Consider the following 15,524-nt stretch of genomic DNA (forward strand, 5'->3'; position numbering starts at 1 on the left):
TTGTCTCCGGTTGTTGTGCTGTCGGTTCTCAGGGCCGGATCACGCGCTCCGGCGATTCCTCGTACGGCGGGCTGTAGATCACCAGCACGCGCACCGGCTCGTCGCTCACCACGGTGAAGGTGTGCATCGCGTCGGCGGGAAAGAAGCAGCTGTCGCCCGGGTGCAGCTCCTGCCGCTGGCCGCCCACCTCGGCGACCGCGCGGCCCTCGAGCATGTAGCAGACCTGCTCGATGCCCGGGTGGGCGTGAGGCAGCGCGCCCTTGCCCTTCTGGATGTGGCCGACCAGCACCTCGAGCTGCTTCGCGCCCACGGTCTCGGGGCCGATCAGGCGCTTGTTCAGCGTGCCGGTGTGGTTCGCGGGGTGGTAGCCGGCGATCTCGGCCTCGCGGACGAAATAACGGGGGGCTGCTGCAGTCGTCGTTGTCATCGGGGGCTTTCGTTCTTGGGTTCGATGGCGAGGCAGGCGGAGCGCAGCATCGCGGCGATCTCCTCGATGCGCGCCTCCATGCGGTAGCGCGGGCCGGCGACGGAGATGGCATAGGCCTCGCCGCCGATGCGCAGCGGCCAGGCCAGGCCGATCAGGTCGGGAATGCTCTCGCCGAGGTTGCCGTACCAGCCGCGCGTGGCGGAGCGCTGCAGCTCGGCCTCGATGGCGTCGGCGGTGGTGAGCGTGGCGTCGGTCAGCGGCGCGAGCGTGGCGCCTTCGAGCAGCCTGCGGCGCTCGTCGGAGGCCAGCGTGGACAGCAGCGCGCGGCCGATGGAGTTGGCGTAGGCCGGGCGCGTCTCGCCCGACTCGGCGGTGTAGCGGATGCTCTGCGGCGCGCTCAGCACCTCCAGGTACACCACCTGGCCCGCGTCGCGGAACTTGCCGAAGACCACCGTCTCGCGCGCCGCGTCGCGCAATTCTTCGAGCGTGGCCTTCACCCGGTCGAGCACCGGGTCGTGAGCGGCGATGACCTGCGCCATCGCGAGCAGCCGGCCCGTCGGGTAGTAGCCCTGGCGGCGGCCGGTCTCGTACATGTAGCCCTGCTCCTCGAGCGTGCGGATCAGGCCCAGGCAGCTCGACACCGGCATGTCGAGCAGCCGCGCCATCTCGGAAAGAGCCAGCGGCTGCTTCTCCCGGGCGAAGAGCTCGACGATCTCGATCACCCGAAACGCAGTTTTCACAGTCATGAAAAGATTTTCATACTTGTGAAAAACATGTGTTTCAGGGTTTCCCCTGCCCGCGATGCATTCCGGCGGGCCCGGAAGGAGGACGCGCTCCCGTCAGTAGCCGCGTGCCGGATCGACCACGCCGGCGATCGGCAGCCCCTTCTCCATCGCGCGGATCTTCCCGGCGATCTGGGCAATGGACTCCTCGCGCAGCGTGCGCGCCGAGCCGTGCGGCGTCACGGTGATCTTCGGATGGCGCCAGAAGGCGTGGTCGGAAGGCAGCGGCTCGACCTGGAACACGTCGAGCGTCGCGCCCGCGAGCCGGCCGGCGTCGAGCAGCGGGATCAGGTCGTCTTCAACCAGGTGGCCGCCGCGCGCGATGCTGATGAGATAGCCCTCGGGCTTCAGCGTGCCCAGCGTGTCGCGGTTGAGGATGCCGCGCGTCGCCTCCGTCAGCGGCAGCAGGTTGACCAGCACGCGCGTGGACGACAGGAACTCGTCGAACTGCGCCTCGCCGCTGAACACGCGCACGCCTTCGATCTCCTTCGGCGAACGGCTCCAGCCCAGCACCGGGAACTCGAACTGCGCCACGGCCTTCGCCACGCGCTCGCCGAGCACGCCCAGGCCCATGATGCCGACGGGGAAGTCGCGCCGCAGCTTCGGCTTGCGATAGCTCCACTTGCCCTCGCGCGCATCGGCCTCGTAGGCGTCGAACTCGCGGAAGTGGCGGATGAGCGTGTGGCAGACGTACTCGGCCATCTGCACCGACATGCCCGCGTCGTCGAGCCGCACGATGCGCGTGTGCGCCGGCACCTTCAGCTTGAGCAGTGCATCGACGCCCGCGCCGATGTTGAAGATGCCGCGCAGCTTGGGCTGCTCGTCGAGGAACTCCTGCGGCGGTGCCCAGACAACGGCATGGTCGGCCTGGGGAGCGCCGGGCTTCCAGGCTTCGATGACGGCATCGGGGAGTTCGGCCTTCAGGCCTTCGATCCAGGGTTCCGGGCGGTTGTCGGTGAGGTAGACGGTGATTCGCATGGGCACGCATCTTAGGGGCCGCCCGCGCGACACGCAGAGTCGCGCCCGGCTCGCCCTCGGCTTGTGCGGGCACTGGCCATCTCCTATCCTCGAACGCTCACCTCAGGAGCCACCTTCAATGATCAAGTTCAGCGTGATGTACCCCCACACCCCCGGCGCACGGTTCGATCACGACTACTACCGCGACAAGCACATGCCCCTGCTCGCGGCCCGCATGGGCGACGCATGCCTCTCCTACACCATCGACAAGGGCCTGGGCGGCGGCGCGCCGGGCTCCGCGCCCACCTACGTAGCCATGTGCCACGTGTTCGCCGAATCCGTCGAATCCTTCCAGAAGGCCTTCGGCCCGCACGCGAAGGAGATCAGGGACGACGTGAAGAACTACACCGACATCGTGCCGGCGACGCAGATCAGCGAAGTGGTGGTGGGCTGAAGAAGCCCCCTCACCATCCGGTCAGCGCGGCGGCCGCTCCAGCGCCACCCAGCGCTGCACCGAGGGCCGCTGCCACTGGCGGTCCGCGTAGGAGGCCAGCCGCTGCGGCACGGCATCGCCGTTCATGACCAGGCGGTTGAGCATCAGTGCCAGGTCGACGTCGGCAATAGACCATTCGCCGAACAGGTTCTCGGCGCCGTCCGCGAGCAGCGCCTGCGCCACCTGGAAGAGCGTCTTCGCCGCCCGATGGGCCACGGCCGAGAGCGGCACGCCGGCCGGGCCGTAGAAGATCACTTCGGTGGGGCGCTCCTGCCGGATCGGCATCAGGTCGCTGCGCAGCCAGGCCTGCAGCTGGCGCGCCCGGGCCCGGTTGCGCGGCTCGGCGGGATACAGCGCCGGCCCTTCCGTGAAGGTCTCGTCGATGTACTCGGTGATGGCGGAAGACTCCGACAGGGCGAAGTCGCCGTGCACCAGCGTCGGCACGCGCTGCGTGAGCGACAACTGCGCGAAGCCGGCCGCCCGGTGCTCCAGCGCGCCCAGGTCGACGGGCGACATGTCGAAGCCGAGCTGCTTCTCGTGCAGCGCCACGAACACCGACATGGCATAGGGACTGGCGTACTGGGCATCCACGTAGAGACGCAGCGGATCCGGCATCGGAAAAGGCTCCTGGGGTAAGAAAAAGGGCCTAGAACAGAGCCCTCCCCGATCTTACTTACTCGGCCGCGTCATTTGGTTGCGGCGCGGCGGCGGCGCCACAGCACGCGCACCAGCCAGCCCACCGGCAGCACCACCAGCACCAGCCACGGCAGCACCGCCGCGATGAAGGTGATGAGCGAGCCCACGCTTTCCGCCAGCACCGAGCCGGCGTTGCGCAGCGCATGCCGCATCGGGCTGTAGCCGTCGCCGCTGCTCACCAGCGCGCGCTTGGCCGAGAACTGGATCTGGATGTGCTGCTTGCTGGTCTGCTGGGCCAGCACCTTGCGCTGCGTGGCGATGGCGTCGAGCTCGGCCTGCGTGTCCGACAGCGCGCGCTGGATGGCCAGCAGGTCGGTCATGGTGCGCTTGGTGACGGTGTCGCGCAGCATCGTGCGCAGGCTGTCGCGGAACTCGGTGCGGTTCTTGATGCGGGCCTCGACGTCGATCACCTCGGCGGTCTTGTCATCGCTGGTGGTGGTGTGCGAGACCACGTTCGCCACGCCAGCCAGGCCGCCGAGCAGCTTGTCGACGTCGGCGGGCTCCACGCGCATCTCGAGCATGGCGTTGCCGGGCTGCTGGGGCGTCTCGCGCAGCAGGGAGGACGACAGCAGCTCGCACTTCAGCGTGCCGCACAGGTCGCGCACCTTGCCCCAGGCATCGGCGAGTTGCTCGGCCGGCACCTCGACGTTCAGGTCCTGCCGCACGGCCAGAAAGCGCTGCAGGGGCGTGCCGTCCTGCTGCTGGTCGGAGGCGGAAGGCGCGGAGGCCGGCTCCGCCGAGCGCATGCGCTGCTCCTTCATGGCCATGCCGCCGCCGTAGCCGGCCGCTGCCTGCATCGGCGCGGGCGGCGGGGCCGATTCGGCGAGCACGCCGGCTTCGCCGCTGTTGCGGTTGCAGCCGGCCAGCGACAGCGCGGCCGCCAGGGCCAGCAGGGCAATGCCCGCATGGCGACGGGCAGAGAAACGGGACAAAAGGGGCAAACGGGGCAGGCGATAGGTCATGGAACGATTCCCTCGAGTGATGACTACCGCAGCTCATACGGGCGAGCGCCCGGAACGGGGTTAACTTTTTTTCAAACCGCCACCGCCGCACTCATCCGCAGCAGTTCGTCGCCCTCGGCCACCTGCTCGCCCGGCGCGAACATCAGCTCCTCCACCGTGCCGTCGGCCGGCGCGGCGATGGTGTGCTCCATCTTCATCGCCTCCATCACCGCCAGCGGCTGCCCGCGGCTGACCTTGTCGCCTGCCTTGACCGCGAAAGACACCACCTTGCCCGGCATGGGCGCGGTAAGCCGGCCGCCTTCGGCATGGGTGTCGCCGGCGTGGGCCAGGCGGTCGATGGCAGTGATCTTCGTGGCGCCCTTCGATGCGAAGACGTGCGCGGTGGCTCCGTCGACGTGCACGTCGAGCGTCTGGCGCGTGCCGGCGAACTCCACCTCGAACTCGCCGGCCGGGAACTGGCCGATCACCAGCGGCCCTGCTGCGCCGCCGGCCTCGAGCCACAGGCTGCCGTCGCGCTTGTAGGTCAGCACGGCGGTCTGCTCCGCACCGCGGAACTCGAAGTCGAAGTGGCGCCGGTACTCGCCCAGCGAGCGCCAGCCGTCGCGGCGCGCGAACGGATCGGGCATCTTCGCGGGCCATTCGGTGATCAGCGTGCGCGTGATGGCCGCGGCAGCCGCCAGCGGCAGGCCCAGCGGCTCGCGGTCGAACAGCACGGCGCGCTCGCGCTCGATCAGCGCGGTGTCGAGGTTGGCCTTCGAGAACGACTGCGTCGCCAGGATGCCGCGCAGGAACTGCACGTTGGTGGCCACGCCCACGATCTGCACCTGCGCCAGCGCCGCATCGAGCCGGGCCAGCGCCTCTTCGCGCGTGGAGCCGTGCACGATCAGCTTGGCGATCATCGAGTCGTAGAACGGCGAGATCTCGCCGCCCTCGCGCACGCCGTCGTCGATGCGCACGCGGCTGCGCTGGAAGGCAGTGGCTTGCGGCTTGCGGTACACGCGCAGCGTGCCGGTGGCGGGCAGGAAGTTGTTGTCCGGGTTCTCGGCGCAGATGCGCGCCTCGATGGCATGGCCGTGGATCTGCAGCTCCGACTGCTTCGCGGGCAGCGTCTCGCCCGAAGCCACGCGCAGCTGCCATTCGACGAGGTCCTGCCCCGTGATGGCCTCGGTCACGGGGTGTTCCACCTGCAGCCGCGTGTTCATCTCCATGAAGAAGAAGTTCATCTCGCCGCCCTCGCGCTGCTCGACGATGAACTCGACCGTGCCCGCGCCCACATAGTTCACCGCGCGCGCGGCGGCCACGGCGGCCTCGCCCATCTGCTTGCGCATGGCCTCGGTCATGCCGGGCGCAGGAGCTTCTTCAAGAACCTTCTGGTGGCGCCGCTGCACCGAGCAGTCACGCTCGAACAGGTAGACATAGTTGCCGTGCGTGTCGCCGAACACCTGGATCTCGATGTGGCGCGGGCGCTGCACGTACTTCTCGATCAGCACCGCATCGTCGCCGAAGCTGTTGATGGCCTCGCGCTGGCACGAGGCGAGCGCGGCGGCGAAGTCTTCCGCCTTGTCGACCGCGCGCATGCCCTTGCCGCCGCCGCCGGCGCTGGCCTTGATGAGCACCGGGTAGCCGATGCGGTCGGCCTCGCGCTGCAGCAGCTGCGGGTTCTGGTCGTGGCCGTGGTAGCCGGGCACCAGCGGCACGCCGGCCTTTTCCATCAGCTGCTTCGACTCGGCCTTCAGGCCCATCGCCTTGATGGCCGAGGGCGGCGGGCCGATGAAGACCAGGCCCGCGTCGGCGCAGGCCTGCGCGAACTCCTCGTTCTCGCTCAGGAAGCCGTAGCCCGGATGAACCGCCTCTGCGCCCGTGGCCTTGGCGGCTTCGAGGATCTTTTCCCAGCGCAGGTAGCTGTCCTTCGGGGCGCTGCCGCCGAGGTGCACCGACTCGTCGCAGGCGCGCACGTGGTTGGCGTGCGCGTCGGCATCGGAATACACGGCGACGGTGCGGATCGCCATGCGGCGCGCAGTCGCGGCAACTCGGCAAGCAATCTCGCCACGGTTCGCAATAAGGATCTTCTTAAACATTCGGAGTGTCTCCCGGAGGATTCTTTTTCAGTTGAAACGCGGGCACCACGCCCGGATCGGGCCGGCCGCTGAAGATGCGGGCCACGCGGGCGAACAGCGCCTTGAGGAAACGCCAGCTCTTGCGGATGAGCCACACGCTCGCCACAAGCACCAGCACGAACAGCACGAGGAAGACGAACGGATGCGCCACCGCGAGCCACAGCCCCGTGGGCACCATGGCGTCTTCGGCCAGCGAGGCGCCGACATTCGAGAACGGCTCGGGCGATGTGTTGATGGCCGCGCGCGTCGTGGCCTTGGCCGCGTGCGCGGTGGCCGCGAAGCTGCCGCCGAGCAGCGCCGCGACGATCGCCATCACGCCATGGTCGACGCCGAAAACGCTGGCCGCGAGCGCCGCGCCGGCCGGAATGCGGATCGCCGTGTGCACCACGTCCCACAGCGAATCGAGGCCGGGGATCTTGTCGGCGAAGAATTCGATGAACACCATGAAGCCGCTGGCCGCGATCACCACCGGATGCGCCAGCATCTGCAGCCCGCCCGGCAGCGGCACCCAGCCGAAGTAGCCGGCCAGGCCCGTCAGCAGCACGACCAGGTAGAGCCGCACGCCGCTGGCCCAGCCGATGGCGGCGGCCAGCGCGAGCAGCTGCGGCATGTCGAGGCTGGTGTTCATGGCGAGGCCCCTTCTCTCTTCAGTCGAATTCGACGGTGCCGGCTTCCATGGAAGCCACGAGTTCGGCGAGCCATGCCTCGACCGACGCATGCTCGACGGGGCGGTCTTCATCGGCCTTCCAGAAACCGACAAGCTGCCCAGGCTGGCCGCCGCCTTGCGTATCGATGTCCACGCACAGGTAGCTGCCGCCGCCGTTCGACAGGAAGGGCACCCAGCCGCGACGCCACGTGGCCGGGTCTTCGAAGTCGAAGCCGATCATGTCGTCGAGCATCTCCTTGGTGTCGGCGATGTCCTCGAGCGCGCTGAACATGCGGTTGCCCTGCAGGCTGTCGAAGCTGCTGTTCGGCTGGCCATTGCGCCAGCGGTAGAGCGCGCGGAAGGCCTCGGGCAGCTTCAGCGAGAACTTCGCCTCGAAGGCGTCGAGCGCACCGTCGTCCACGCCGGGCTGCAGCAACGCGTGGTAGTCCGGCCGACGGACGGCCAGCCACGCGTCCATGCGCCCGATGAGTTCGCGATGCTGCACCATGTCGCTCAGGCCTTGTTCGCTTCCAGCCACGAGGGCTTGCGCTTCTGCAGGAAGGCCTGCACGCCCTCTCGGCCTTCGTCGCTCGCGCGGATGTCGGCAATGCCCTCGACCGTCTTCGCGATCAATGCGTCGTCGATCTCGCGGCCGGCCACGTCGGCGATCAACTGCTTGCAGGCGCGCACCGCGGCTGGGCTCGCGCCGGTCAGCGCCTTCACCAGCTCGTCGACCTTCGCATCGAGCGCATCGGCGGCCACCACCTCGTGCACGAAGCCGATGCGATGCGCCTCGGCCGCGGTGAAGCGCTCGGCCGTGAGGAAGTAGCGCTGCGAGGCGCGCGTGCCCATCGCGCGCAGCACGTAGGGGCTGATGGTCGCGGGCACGAGGCCGATCTTCACTTCGCTCAGGCAGTACCAGGCACTGTCCACGCTCACGGCCATGTCGCAGGCCGCCACCAGCCCCATGCCGCCTGCGTACACGTCGCCCTGCACGCGCGCGATGGTGGGCCTGGGGCACTCGGCGATGGTGCGCAGCATGGCGGCCAGCTTGCCCGCGTCGGCGATGTTCTCGTCGCGCGTGTAGTCGGCCATGCGGCGCATCCAGTTGAGGTTCGCGCCCGCGCAGAAGGCCGGGCCGTTCGCGCCGAGCACGATGGCCTTGACCTGCGGCGCGGCACCGGCCTCGGTGAAGGCCCGCGTCAGTTCGGCGATGACGATGTCGTCGAAGGCATTGCGCGCGTCGGGCTGGTCGAGCCAGATGCGGGCGATCGCGCCGTCGAAGCTCAGCTGGAGTTTGGTGTATTCGCTCATGTCGGTTGTCTTGTCGTCATTGCGGGTGCCGGGGCAAGCCCAGCTTCGCGAGGAACTGGTCCACCATGGGTACCCAGATCGCGGCGTTGTCGCGGCCCTCGAAGAAGGCGTGACCGTCGTTGCCGTAGGGCGGCACGCGCTCGAAACGCACGTCCACGCCCTTGGCCTTGTAGGCCTCCAGCAGCCGGGTCGCCAGTGCGGGGCCGAAGAAATGGTCGTTCTCCGAATAGACCCACAGCATCGGCACCCTGGTGGTCGATGCGTAGCGGCCGAAGGCATCGACCAGCTTCGCTTCGTTGCACACGTCGTCCGGCCCGCGCGAGCCGCGGCCGCCCGCAAAGTTGATGGTGCCGACCACGCCCTCGGGGTTCAGGCTCGACAACGCCAGCACACCGAAGCCACCTGCCGACTTGCCGAGCAGCACCATGTGCTGCGCGTCGGCATACGGCAGCGTGCGCGCGTAATCGAGCGCGGCGCTGATGTCCTTCGCGCTTTCGAGGCCGGCCTGCACGTAGTCGGGGTTGGCACAGCTGAAGTAGTTCTCGGCCCACGGCCCGTCGGACTTGCCGTAGCCGCGCCGCAGCGGGTTGAGGACCAGGAAGCCGTGCTTCGCGAACATCTCGGCCTGCCGCGCGTAGCGGTCCTGCATCTTCGGAATGTCGGCGGACGAACGCGGCGTGCCGTGGTTGATCACCAGCACCGGAAACGGCCCGTTGCCCTCGGGCCTGTATTCGGTGGCGGCCAGCTTGATGTGGGACTCGCTGAAGAAGCCCTTTACCGTCATCGGAATTTCTATGTCGCGGCGCGCCACACTCTGCGCGTGCGCGCCCAGCGCCGCGCAGAGCAAGGCGGCGATGAGCGTGAGCCGGCGCAGCGTCATGAGAGCGACTCCGTCCCTCGCCCTACATCCGGAAGATGCCGAACTTCGGCTCCGGCACCGGCGCATTGCGCGCAGCCGCAAGCCCCAGCGCCAGCACGCGGCGCGTGTCGGCCGGATCGATGATGCCGTCGTCCCACAGCCTCGCGGTGGCGTAGTAGGGGTGGCCCTGGTCTTCGTACTGCTGGCGGATCGGCGCCTTGAAGGCTTCTTCCTCTTCCTTGCTCCAGCTGCCGCCCTTGAGCTCGATGCCGTCGCGCTTCACGGTGGCCAGCACGCTCGCGGCCTGCTCGCCGCCCATCACGCTGATGCGCGCGTTGGGCCACATCCAGAGGAAGCGCGGGCTGTACGCGCGACCGCACATGCCGTAGTTGCCGGCACCGAAGCTGCCACCGATGATGATCGTGAACTTGGGCACGTTGGCGGTGGCCACCGCCGTCACCATCTTGGCGCCGTGGCGCGCGATGCCTTCGTTCTCGTACTTGCGGCCCACCATGAAGCCGGTGATGTTCTGCAAAAACACCAGCGGGATCTTGCGCTGGCAGCACAGCTCGATGAAGTGCGCGCCCTTCTGCGCCGATTCGGAAAACAGGATGCCGTTGTTGGCCACGATGCCCACCGGCATGCCCTCGATCTCGGCGAAGCCGCACACCAGCGTGGCGCCGAAGCGCGCCTTGAACTCGTGGAACTCGCTGCCGTCGACGATGCGCGCGATGATCTCGCGCACGTCGAATGGCTTGCGCGTGTCGGTGGGAATCACGCCGTAGAGCTCTTCGCGCGGGAATGCTGGCTCGCGCACCGCGGCTTTCGCCGGGGCCTCGGCCGCCTTGGCGTTGAGGTTCGCCACCGCCGAGCGCGCCAGCGCCAGCGCGTGCAGGTCGTTCTGCGCCAAGTGATCGACCACGCCCGACAGGCGCGTGTGCACGTCGCCGCCGCCCAGGTCCTCGGCCGTCACCACTTCGCCGGTGGCCGCCTTCACCAGCGGCGGGCCGCCCAGGAAGATGGTGCCCTGGTTCTTTACGATGATCGATTCGTCGCTCATCGCAGGCACGTATGCGCCGCCGGCCGTGCAAGAGCCCATCACCACCGCGATCTGCGGGATGCCCTGGGCGCTCATGTTGGCCTGGTTGTAGAAGATGCGGCCAAAGTGCTCGCGATCGGGGAACACCTCGTCCTGGTTCGGCAGATTGGCGCCACCCGAGTCGACGAGGTAGATGCACGGCAGGCGGTTCTGCTCGGCGATCTCCTGCGCGCGCAGGTGCTTCTTCACCGTCATCGGGTAGTAGGTGCCGCCCTTCACCGTGGCGTCGTTGCACACGATCATGCAGTCGACGCCGTTGACGCGGCCGATGCCCGCGATGATGCCGGCGCCCGGCGCCGACTCCACGCCCTTGCCGTCGAGGTACATCGCATGCGCGGCCAGCGGCGCGATCTCGAGGAATGGCGTGCCCGGGTCGAGCAGCTCGGCCACGCGGTCGCGCGGCAGCAGCTTGCCGCGTGCCGTGTGCTTGGCGCGCGCGGCTTCGCCGCCGCCTTGCTCCACTTTCGCGAACTGCGTGCGAAGGTCGTCGACCAGCGCGCGCATGGCGGCGGCGTTGGCCTGGAAGTCCGCCGAGCGGGCGTTCAGTTTGGTCTCGAGTTGGCTCATGCTGTCTTTTCCTGGCTCAGGCCGAGCTGCTCGGTCATGGCGTCGCGGATCTTGAATTTCTGGATCTTGCCGGTTACCGTCATCGGAAACTCGCTCACGAAGCGGATGTACTTCGGCACCTTGTAGTGCGCGATCTGGCCCTTGCAGAACTCGCGGATGTCTTCCTCGGTGGCGCTCTGTCCCGGCTTGACGATGATCCAGGCGCACAGTTCCTCGCCGTACTTGCGGTCGGGCAGGCCGACGACCTGCACATCCTGCACCTTCGGATGGCGGTACAGGAACTCCTCGATCTCGCGCGGATAGATGTTCTCGCCGCCGCGGATCACCATGTCCTTGATGCGCCCGACGATGTTCACGTAGCCCTCGGCGTCCATGGTGGCGAGGTCGCCGGTGTGCATCCAGTGCTCGGCGTCGATCGCCTCGCGGGTCTTGGCCTCGTCGTCCCAGTAGCCGTGCATCACCGAGTAGCCGCGCGTGCACAGCTCGCCCGACTTGCCCGGCGGCATCACGGCGCCGGTCTCGGGGTCGACGATCTTCACTTCGAGGTGCGGCTGCACCGTGCCCACGGTCGACACGCGGCGGTCGAGTGGCGTGTCGGTGCTGCTCTGGCAGCTCACGGGGCTGGTCTCGGTCATGCCGTAGGCGATGGTGATCTCGCTCAGGTGCATCTCGCTGACCACGCGCTTCATCACCTCGATGGGGCACGGCGAGCCGGCCATGATGCCGGTGCGCAGCGTCGACAGGTCGAACTCCCTGAAGCGCGGATGGTCGAGCTCGGCGATGAACATCGTCGGCACGCCGTGCAGCCCGGTGCACTTCTCGGCCTGCACCGTCTCCAGCACGGTGAGCGGATCGAAGCCGTCGTTCGGGTACACGATGGCCGAGCCGTGCGTGAGGCAGGCCAGGTTGCCCAGCACCATGCCGAAGCAGTGGTACAGAGGCACCGGAATGCACAGCCTGTCGACGGGCGAGAGCTTCATGCATTCGCCGATGAAGAAGCCGTTGTTCAGGATGTTGCGGTGCGTGAGCGTCGCGCCTTTCGGAAAGCCGGTGGTGCCGCTGGTGAACTGGATGTTGATCGGGTCGGTGGCCTTCAGCGTCTTCTGCACCTGCGCGACGCGCGGGTCGTTGGCATCGCCGCTCGCGAGAAGCTGCGAGAAGCGCTGCATGCCGGGCTGCTCGTCGCCCTCGCCCGGCTTCGCATCGATCCAGAAGGTGTGGGCCAGCTGCGGCAGGCGCTTCGGGCCCAGCTCGCGCAGCATGCCGAGGTAGTCGCTGGTCTTGAACTGCGCCATCGTCACCAGCGCCTTGCAGCCGACCTTGTTGAGCGCGTATTCGAGCTCGGAGGTGCGATACGCCGGGTTGATGTTGACGAGGATCAGGCCGACCTTCGCGGTGGCGATCTGCATCAGCACCCACGGCACGTTGTTGTGCGACCAGATGCCCACGCGGTCGCCGGGCACGAGGCCCAGCTTCAGCAGCGCGCTGGCGAGGCGGTTCGATTCGGTCTGCAGCTCGCGGTAGGTGTAGCGCCTGCCTTCATGGCGGCTGACGAGCGCCTCGCGATCCGGCTGCTTCGCGACCATGTCGTCGAAGAAGTCGCCGATGGGTTGTTCGATCAGGGGGACGTCGGTGGCGCCCTTGCCGTAGCTCTCGGTCAACGAAGCAGTCATGCTCATTTCCTTCCTTGTCTCCGTTCGCTCTTTTCGCTTTTCTTCCCTGCCCGGTTCGTGCCGGGGCAGGGAGAAAACATCCTATGCCGTCTCTGCGAAAAGCTCGCGGCCGATCAGCATGCGGCGGATCTCGCTGGTGCCCGCGCCGATCTCGTACAGCTTCGCGTCGCGCCACAGGCGCTCGACCGGAAACTCCTTGGTGTAGCCCACGCCGCCCAGCGTCTGGATCGCCTCGCCGGCCATCCACGTCGCCTTCTCTGCCGAGTACAGAATGGCGCCGGCCGCGTCCTTGCGGAAGGTGCGCGCATGGTCGTTGCGGTCGCAGGCCTTGCCCACGGCGTACACATAGGCGCGCGTGGCCTGCCAGGTGGAGTACATGTCGGCCAGCTTGCCCTGCATGAGCTGGAACTCGCCGATGCTCTGGCCGAACTGCTTGCGCTCGTGGATGAAGGGCAGCACAGCGTCCATGCATGCGGCCATGATGCCCAGCGGGCCGCCCGAGAGCACGGCGCGCTCGTAGTCGAGGCCACTCATCAGCACCTTGGCGCCCATGCCTTCACCGCCGAGCACGTTCTCTTCGGGCACTTCGCAGTTGTCGAAGAACAGCGGGAAGGTGTTGGAGCCGCGCATGCCGAGCTTGTCGAGCTTGGTGCCGGCCGAGAAGCCCTTGAAGTTCTTCTCGACGATGAAGGCCGTCATGCCGCGCGCGCCCATCTCGGGCTCGGTCTTGGCGTAGATCACCAGCGTGTCGGCGTCGCCACCATTGGTGATCCACATCTTGCCGCCGTTGAGCACGTAGTAGCCGTCCTTCTTCTGGGCCTTGAGCTTCATGCTCACCACGTCGGAGCCGGCGTTGGGCTCGCTCATGGCCAGCGCGCCCACGTGCTCGCCGCTCACCAGCTTGGGCAGGTATTTCTTCTTCTGCGCCTCGCTGCCGTTGCGGTGGATCTGGTTCACGCACAGGTTGGAGTGCGCGCCGTACGAAAGGCCCACCGAGGCCGATGCGCGCGACACCTCCTCCATGGCCACGATGTGGGCCAGGTAGCCCAGCTCGGTGCCGCCGTACTCTTCCTTCACCGTCATGCCGTGCAGGCCGAGGTCGCCGAGCTTCTTCCAGAGGTCGTGCGGGAACAGGTTCTCGCGGTCGATGTCGGCGGCTCGGGGAGCGATCTCGTTCGCGGCGAAGTCCTGGATCGCGCTGCGCAGCGAGTCGATGGTCTCGCCCAGGTCGAAGTTCAGGCCGGGATCGTGCATGGGGTTTGTCTCCTCTGAGGGGTCGGCGCGCAGGGCTACCCGCGCGGGATGGCGCTTGCTTGAAAGACCGCAGCTTACGCTTCGCGGTGCCTCAATTGGCGCCACAATGGTTGCAAATCGCGCCACGACCGAATCGCCGAACCATGTCGCCCCCCTCGTTCCTCCGACCCGCCCGCGCCGTCACGCCCATGGCCTTCGTGAGAGCCATCGTGCAGGCCTACGAACGCTACGGCATGGACCCCGCCGAGGCCCTGAAGGCGGCACAGATCACGCCGCGCGAACTGGCCCGGCCGGGCGCGCGCGTGACGGCCGCGCAGTTCGAGGCGCTGTCCGGCCACGCCATGCAGGAACTCGACGACGAAACGCTGGGCTGGTTCACGCGGCGCCTGCCCTGGGGCAGCTACGGCATGCTGTGCCGAGCCTCGCTGACATCGCCCGACCTGGGCGTGGCCCTCAAGCGCTGGTGCCGCCACCACCGGCTGCTGACCGAGGACATCGGCCTCTCGCTCGACCTGGCCGGCGGCGTGGCCACGCTGCGCATCGCCGAGAACCGCCCGCTCGACGACGCCTTCCGCGAGTTCTGCCTGGTGACCACGCTGCGCTTCGTGCACGGCTACATGTGCTGGGCCATCGACTCGCGCATCTCGCTGCGCCATGCGAGCTTTCCGTTCGCCGCGCCGCCGCACAGCGACGCCTACCCGCTGATGTTCACGCCCGACGTGCGCTTCGGCGCGCCGCAGGCCGGCATCGCCTTCGACGAGCGCTACCTGGCCCTCCCCCTGCAGCGCGACGAGCGTGCGCTGCGCACCATGCTCAAGCGCGCGCTGCCGCTCACCATCCTGCAGTACCGGCGCGACCGCCTGCTGGGCCAGCGCGTGCGCGAACTGCTGCGCTCGCGCGCCAGCGAGGCCACCACCGCCGAGGCGCTGGCCGCGCTGCTCAACGTGTCGGGCCGCACGCTGCACCGGCAGCTGCACGAGGAAGGCACTTCGCTGCAGATGCTGAAGAACGAGGTGCGTCACGAGATGGCCGTCGACCAGCTGCGCCGCACCACGCGGCCGATCAAGCAGGTGGCGCTGGCGGTGGGCTTTCGCAACGAGAAGAGCTTTTCGCGCGCCTTCCTGCAATGGACGGGGCAGGCGCCGCGCGACTTCCGGCAGCAGGGCAAATGAACGGGATCAGGCCGTCTTTTCGCGGTCCCGCAGCAGGCCCTCGAACGCGGAGACCTGCCACGCGAACTCTTCCGCGAAGGCGTCGGGATCGGTGATCGCGTAGGCGCCATAGGCGTAGACCATGGCGTAGGCCGCGTACTCCGCCGCCTGCAGCGCGCGGCCGGCCACCGCCTGGTAGACGGCATAGGTCGCGGACACCGCTGCATGGGCCGTTCCGTCGATGGAGCGCGAGCCCGGATGGCTGCCCGCCACCACGGCCATGCGCTGTTGCGCCGATGCCAGCGCGGCAGCATCGGCATGGCCATCGACAAAGGCCCCGAGCGTGTCAAGGCCGCTCAATGCTTCGGGCGACTCCAGCAGGTGCCTCACGCGCTGCGCGCACATGAAGCCGAAGCGAAACCGCAACGGGGCATGGGCCTCCGCATCGAGATCTGCGGTCCTGGCGAGCCGCTGGAGTTCCGTATTCATGTCAGGCGCCCTTTCTCGGTGGATAGAGCATCGCCTGC

Annotated in this window: 16 protein-coding genes; 2 read left to right on the forward strand and 14 right to left on the reverse strand. The window is 68.1% G+C overall.

Annotation, left to right across the window (positions count from 1 at the left end):
- Window positions 1-28 precede the first annotated feature (28 nt).
- The 3 genes from ABL840_RS34740 to ABL840_RS34750 form a co-directional block, all read right to left on the reverse strand.
- A complete protein-coding gene (locus ABL840_RS34740) occupies window positions 29-427 on the reverse strand; it encodes a cupin domain-containing protein (RefSeq protein WP_093304657.1) in 399 nt (132 codons plus the stop codon).
- A complete protein-coding gene (locus ABL840_RS34745; protein WP_093304659.1) occupies window positions 424-1,173 on the reverse strand; it encodes an IclR family transcriptional regulator in 750 nt (249 codons plus the stop codon). The genes ABL840_RS34740 and ABL840_RS34745 overlap by 4 nt, the downstream gene beginning before the upstream one ends.
- A gap of 93 nt (window positions 1,174-1,266) precedes the next feature.
- Window positions 1,267-2,187 carry a 2-hydroxyacid dehydrogenase gene (locus ABL840_RS34750; RefSeq protein WP_093304660.1) on the reverse strand — a complete coding sequence of 307 codons (921 nt, stop codon included), beginning with the start codon at window positions 2,185-2,187 and terminating at the stop codon, window positions 1,267-1,269.
- 118 nt (window positions 2,188-2,305) lie between these two features.
- Between ABL840_RS34750 and ABL840_RS34755 the strand changes: the two genes are divergently transcribed.
- Window positions 2,306-2,620, forward strand: coding sequence for an EthD family reductase (locus tag ABL840_RS34755; protein WP_093205902.1), 315 nt, complete (start codon window positions 2,306-2,308; stop codon window positions 2,618-2,620).
- Window positions 2,621-2,641: 21 nt separating this feature from the next.
- Here ABL840_RS34755 and yfcF read toward each other — a convergent pair whose 3' ends face one another.
- From yfcF to ABL840_RS34805, 10 genes are all read right to left on the reverse strand, one after another.
- On the reverse strand, window positions 2,642-3,274 hold the full coding sequence (yfcF, locus tag ABL840_RS34760; RefSeq protein ID WP_093304662.1) for a glutathione transferase: 633 nt from the start codon (window positions 3,272-3,274) through the stop codon (window positions 2,642-2,644).
- A gap of 71 nt (window positions 3,275-3,345) precedes the next feature.
- Complete coding sequence (locus tag ABL840_RS34765; RefSeq protein ID WP_418116103.1) at window positions 3,346-4,317, reverse strand: DUF4349 domain-containing protein; 972 nt, start codon at window positions 4,315-4,317, stop codon at window positions 3,346-3,348.
- A gap of 71 nt (window positions 4,318-4,388) precedes the next feature.
- Window positions 4,389-6,395, reverse strand: coding sequence for an acetyl-CoA carboxylase biotin carboxylase subunit (locus tag ABL840_RS34770; RefSeq protein ID WP_093304664.1), 2,007 nt, complete (start codon window positions 6,393-6,395; stop codon window positions 4,389-4,391).
- Window positions 6,388-7,062, reverse strand: a complete 675-nt coding sequence (locus ABL840_RS34775) for a DUF4126 domain-containing protein (RefSeq protein WP_093205912.1) — start codon at window positions 7,060-7,062, stop codon at window positions 6,388-6,390. Before ABL840_RS34775 ends, ABL840_RS34770 begins: the two co-directional genes overlap by 8 nt.
- 19 nt (window positions 7,063-7,081) lie before the next feature.
- Window positions 7,082-7,618 carry an SMI1/KNR4 family protein gene (locus ABL840_RS34780; protein WP_093429395.1) on the reverse strand — a complete coding sequence of 179 codons (537 nt, stop codon included), beginning with the start codon at window positions 7,616-7,618 and terminating at the stop codon, window positions 7,082-7,084.
- Window positions 7,594-8,394, reverse strand: a complete 801-nt coding sequence (locus ABL840_RS34785) for an enoyl-CoA hydratase/isomerase family protein (RefSeq protein WP_093205916.1) — start codon at window positions 8,392-8,394, stop codon at window positions 7,594-7,596. The genes ABL840_RS34780 and ABL840_RS34785 overlap by 25 nt, the downstream gene beginning before the upstream one ends.
- A gap of 16 nt (window positions 8,395-8,410) precedes the next feature.
- The gene (locus ABL840_RS34790; protein ID WP_176947545.1) at window positions 8,411-9,274 is read right to left on the reverse strand and encodes an alpha/beta hydrolase family protein; all 864 of its coding nucleotides are present in this window, start codon (window positions 9,272-9,274) and stop codon (window positions 8,411-8,413) included.
- A 22-nt stretch (window positions 9,275-9,296) separates the two neighbouring features.
- Entirely contained in the window at window positions 9,297-10,919 is a 1,623-nt protein-coding gene (locus ABL840_RS34795) for a carboxyl transferase domain-containing protein (protein WP_093304669.1), read from the reverse strand.
- Window positions 10,916-12,598: an AMP-binding protein gene (locus tag ABL840_RS34800; protein WP_093304670.1), complete on the reverse strand. Its 1,683-nt coding sequence runs from the start codon at window positions 12,596-12,598 to the stop codon at window positions 10,916-10,918. Before ABL840_RS34800 ends, ABL840_RS34795 begins: the two co-directional genes overlap by 4 nt.
- Window positions 12,599-12,673: 75 nt before the next feature.
- Window positions 12,674-13,846, reverse strand: a complete 1,173-nt coding sequence (locus ABL840_RS34805; protein ID WP_093205924.1) for an isovaleryl-CoA dehydrogenase — start codon at window positions 13,844-13,846, stop codon at window positions 12,674-12,676.
- Window positions 13,847-13,989: 143 nt separating this feature from the next.
- Here ABL840_RS34805 and ABL840_RS34810 point away from each other — a divergent pair, with 143 nt between their 5' ends.
- Window positions 13,990-15,018, forward strand: a complete 1,029-nt coding sequence (locus ABL840_RS34810) for an AraC family transcriptional regulator (RefSeq protein WP_093304672.1) — start codon at window positions 13,990-13,992, stop codon at window positions 15,016-15,018.
- 6 nt (window positions 15,019-15,024) lie between these two features.
- Here the strand turns inward: ABL840_RS34810 and ABL840_RS34815 are convergent, their stop codons facing one another.
- Window positions 15,025-15,486 carry a hypothetical protein gene (locus ABL840_RS34815; RefSeq protein WP_093304673.1) on the reverse strand — a complete coding sequence of 154 codons (462 nt, stop codon included), beginning with the start codon at window positions 15,484-15,486 and terminating at the stop codon, window positions 15,025-15,027.
- Window positions 15,487-15,524: the final 38 nt, after the last annotated feature.

The organism is Variovorax sp. NFACC27, from assembly GCF_048301545.1.
GTDB classification, from domain to species: domain Bacteria; phylum Pseudomonadota; class Gammaproteobacteria; order Burkholderiales; family Burkholderiaceae_C; genus Variovorax; species Variovorax gossypii.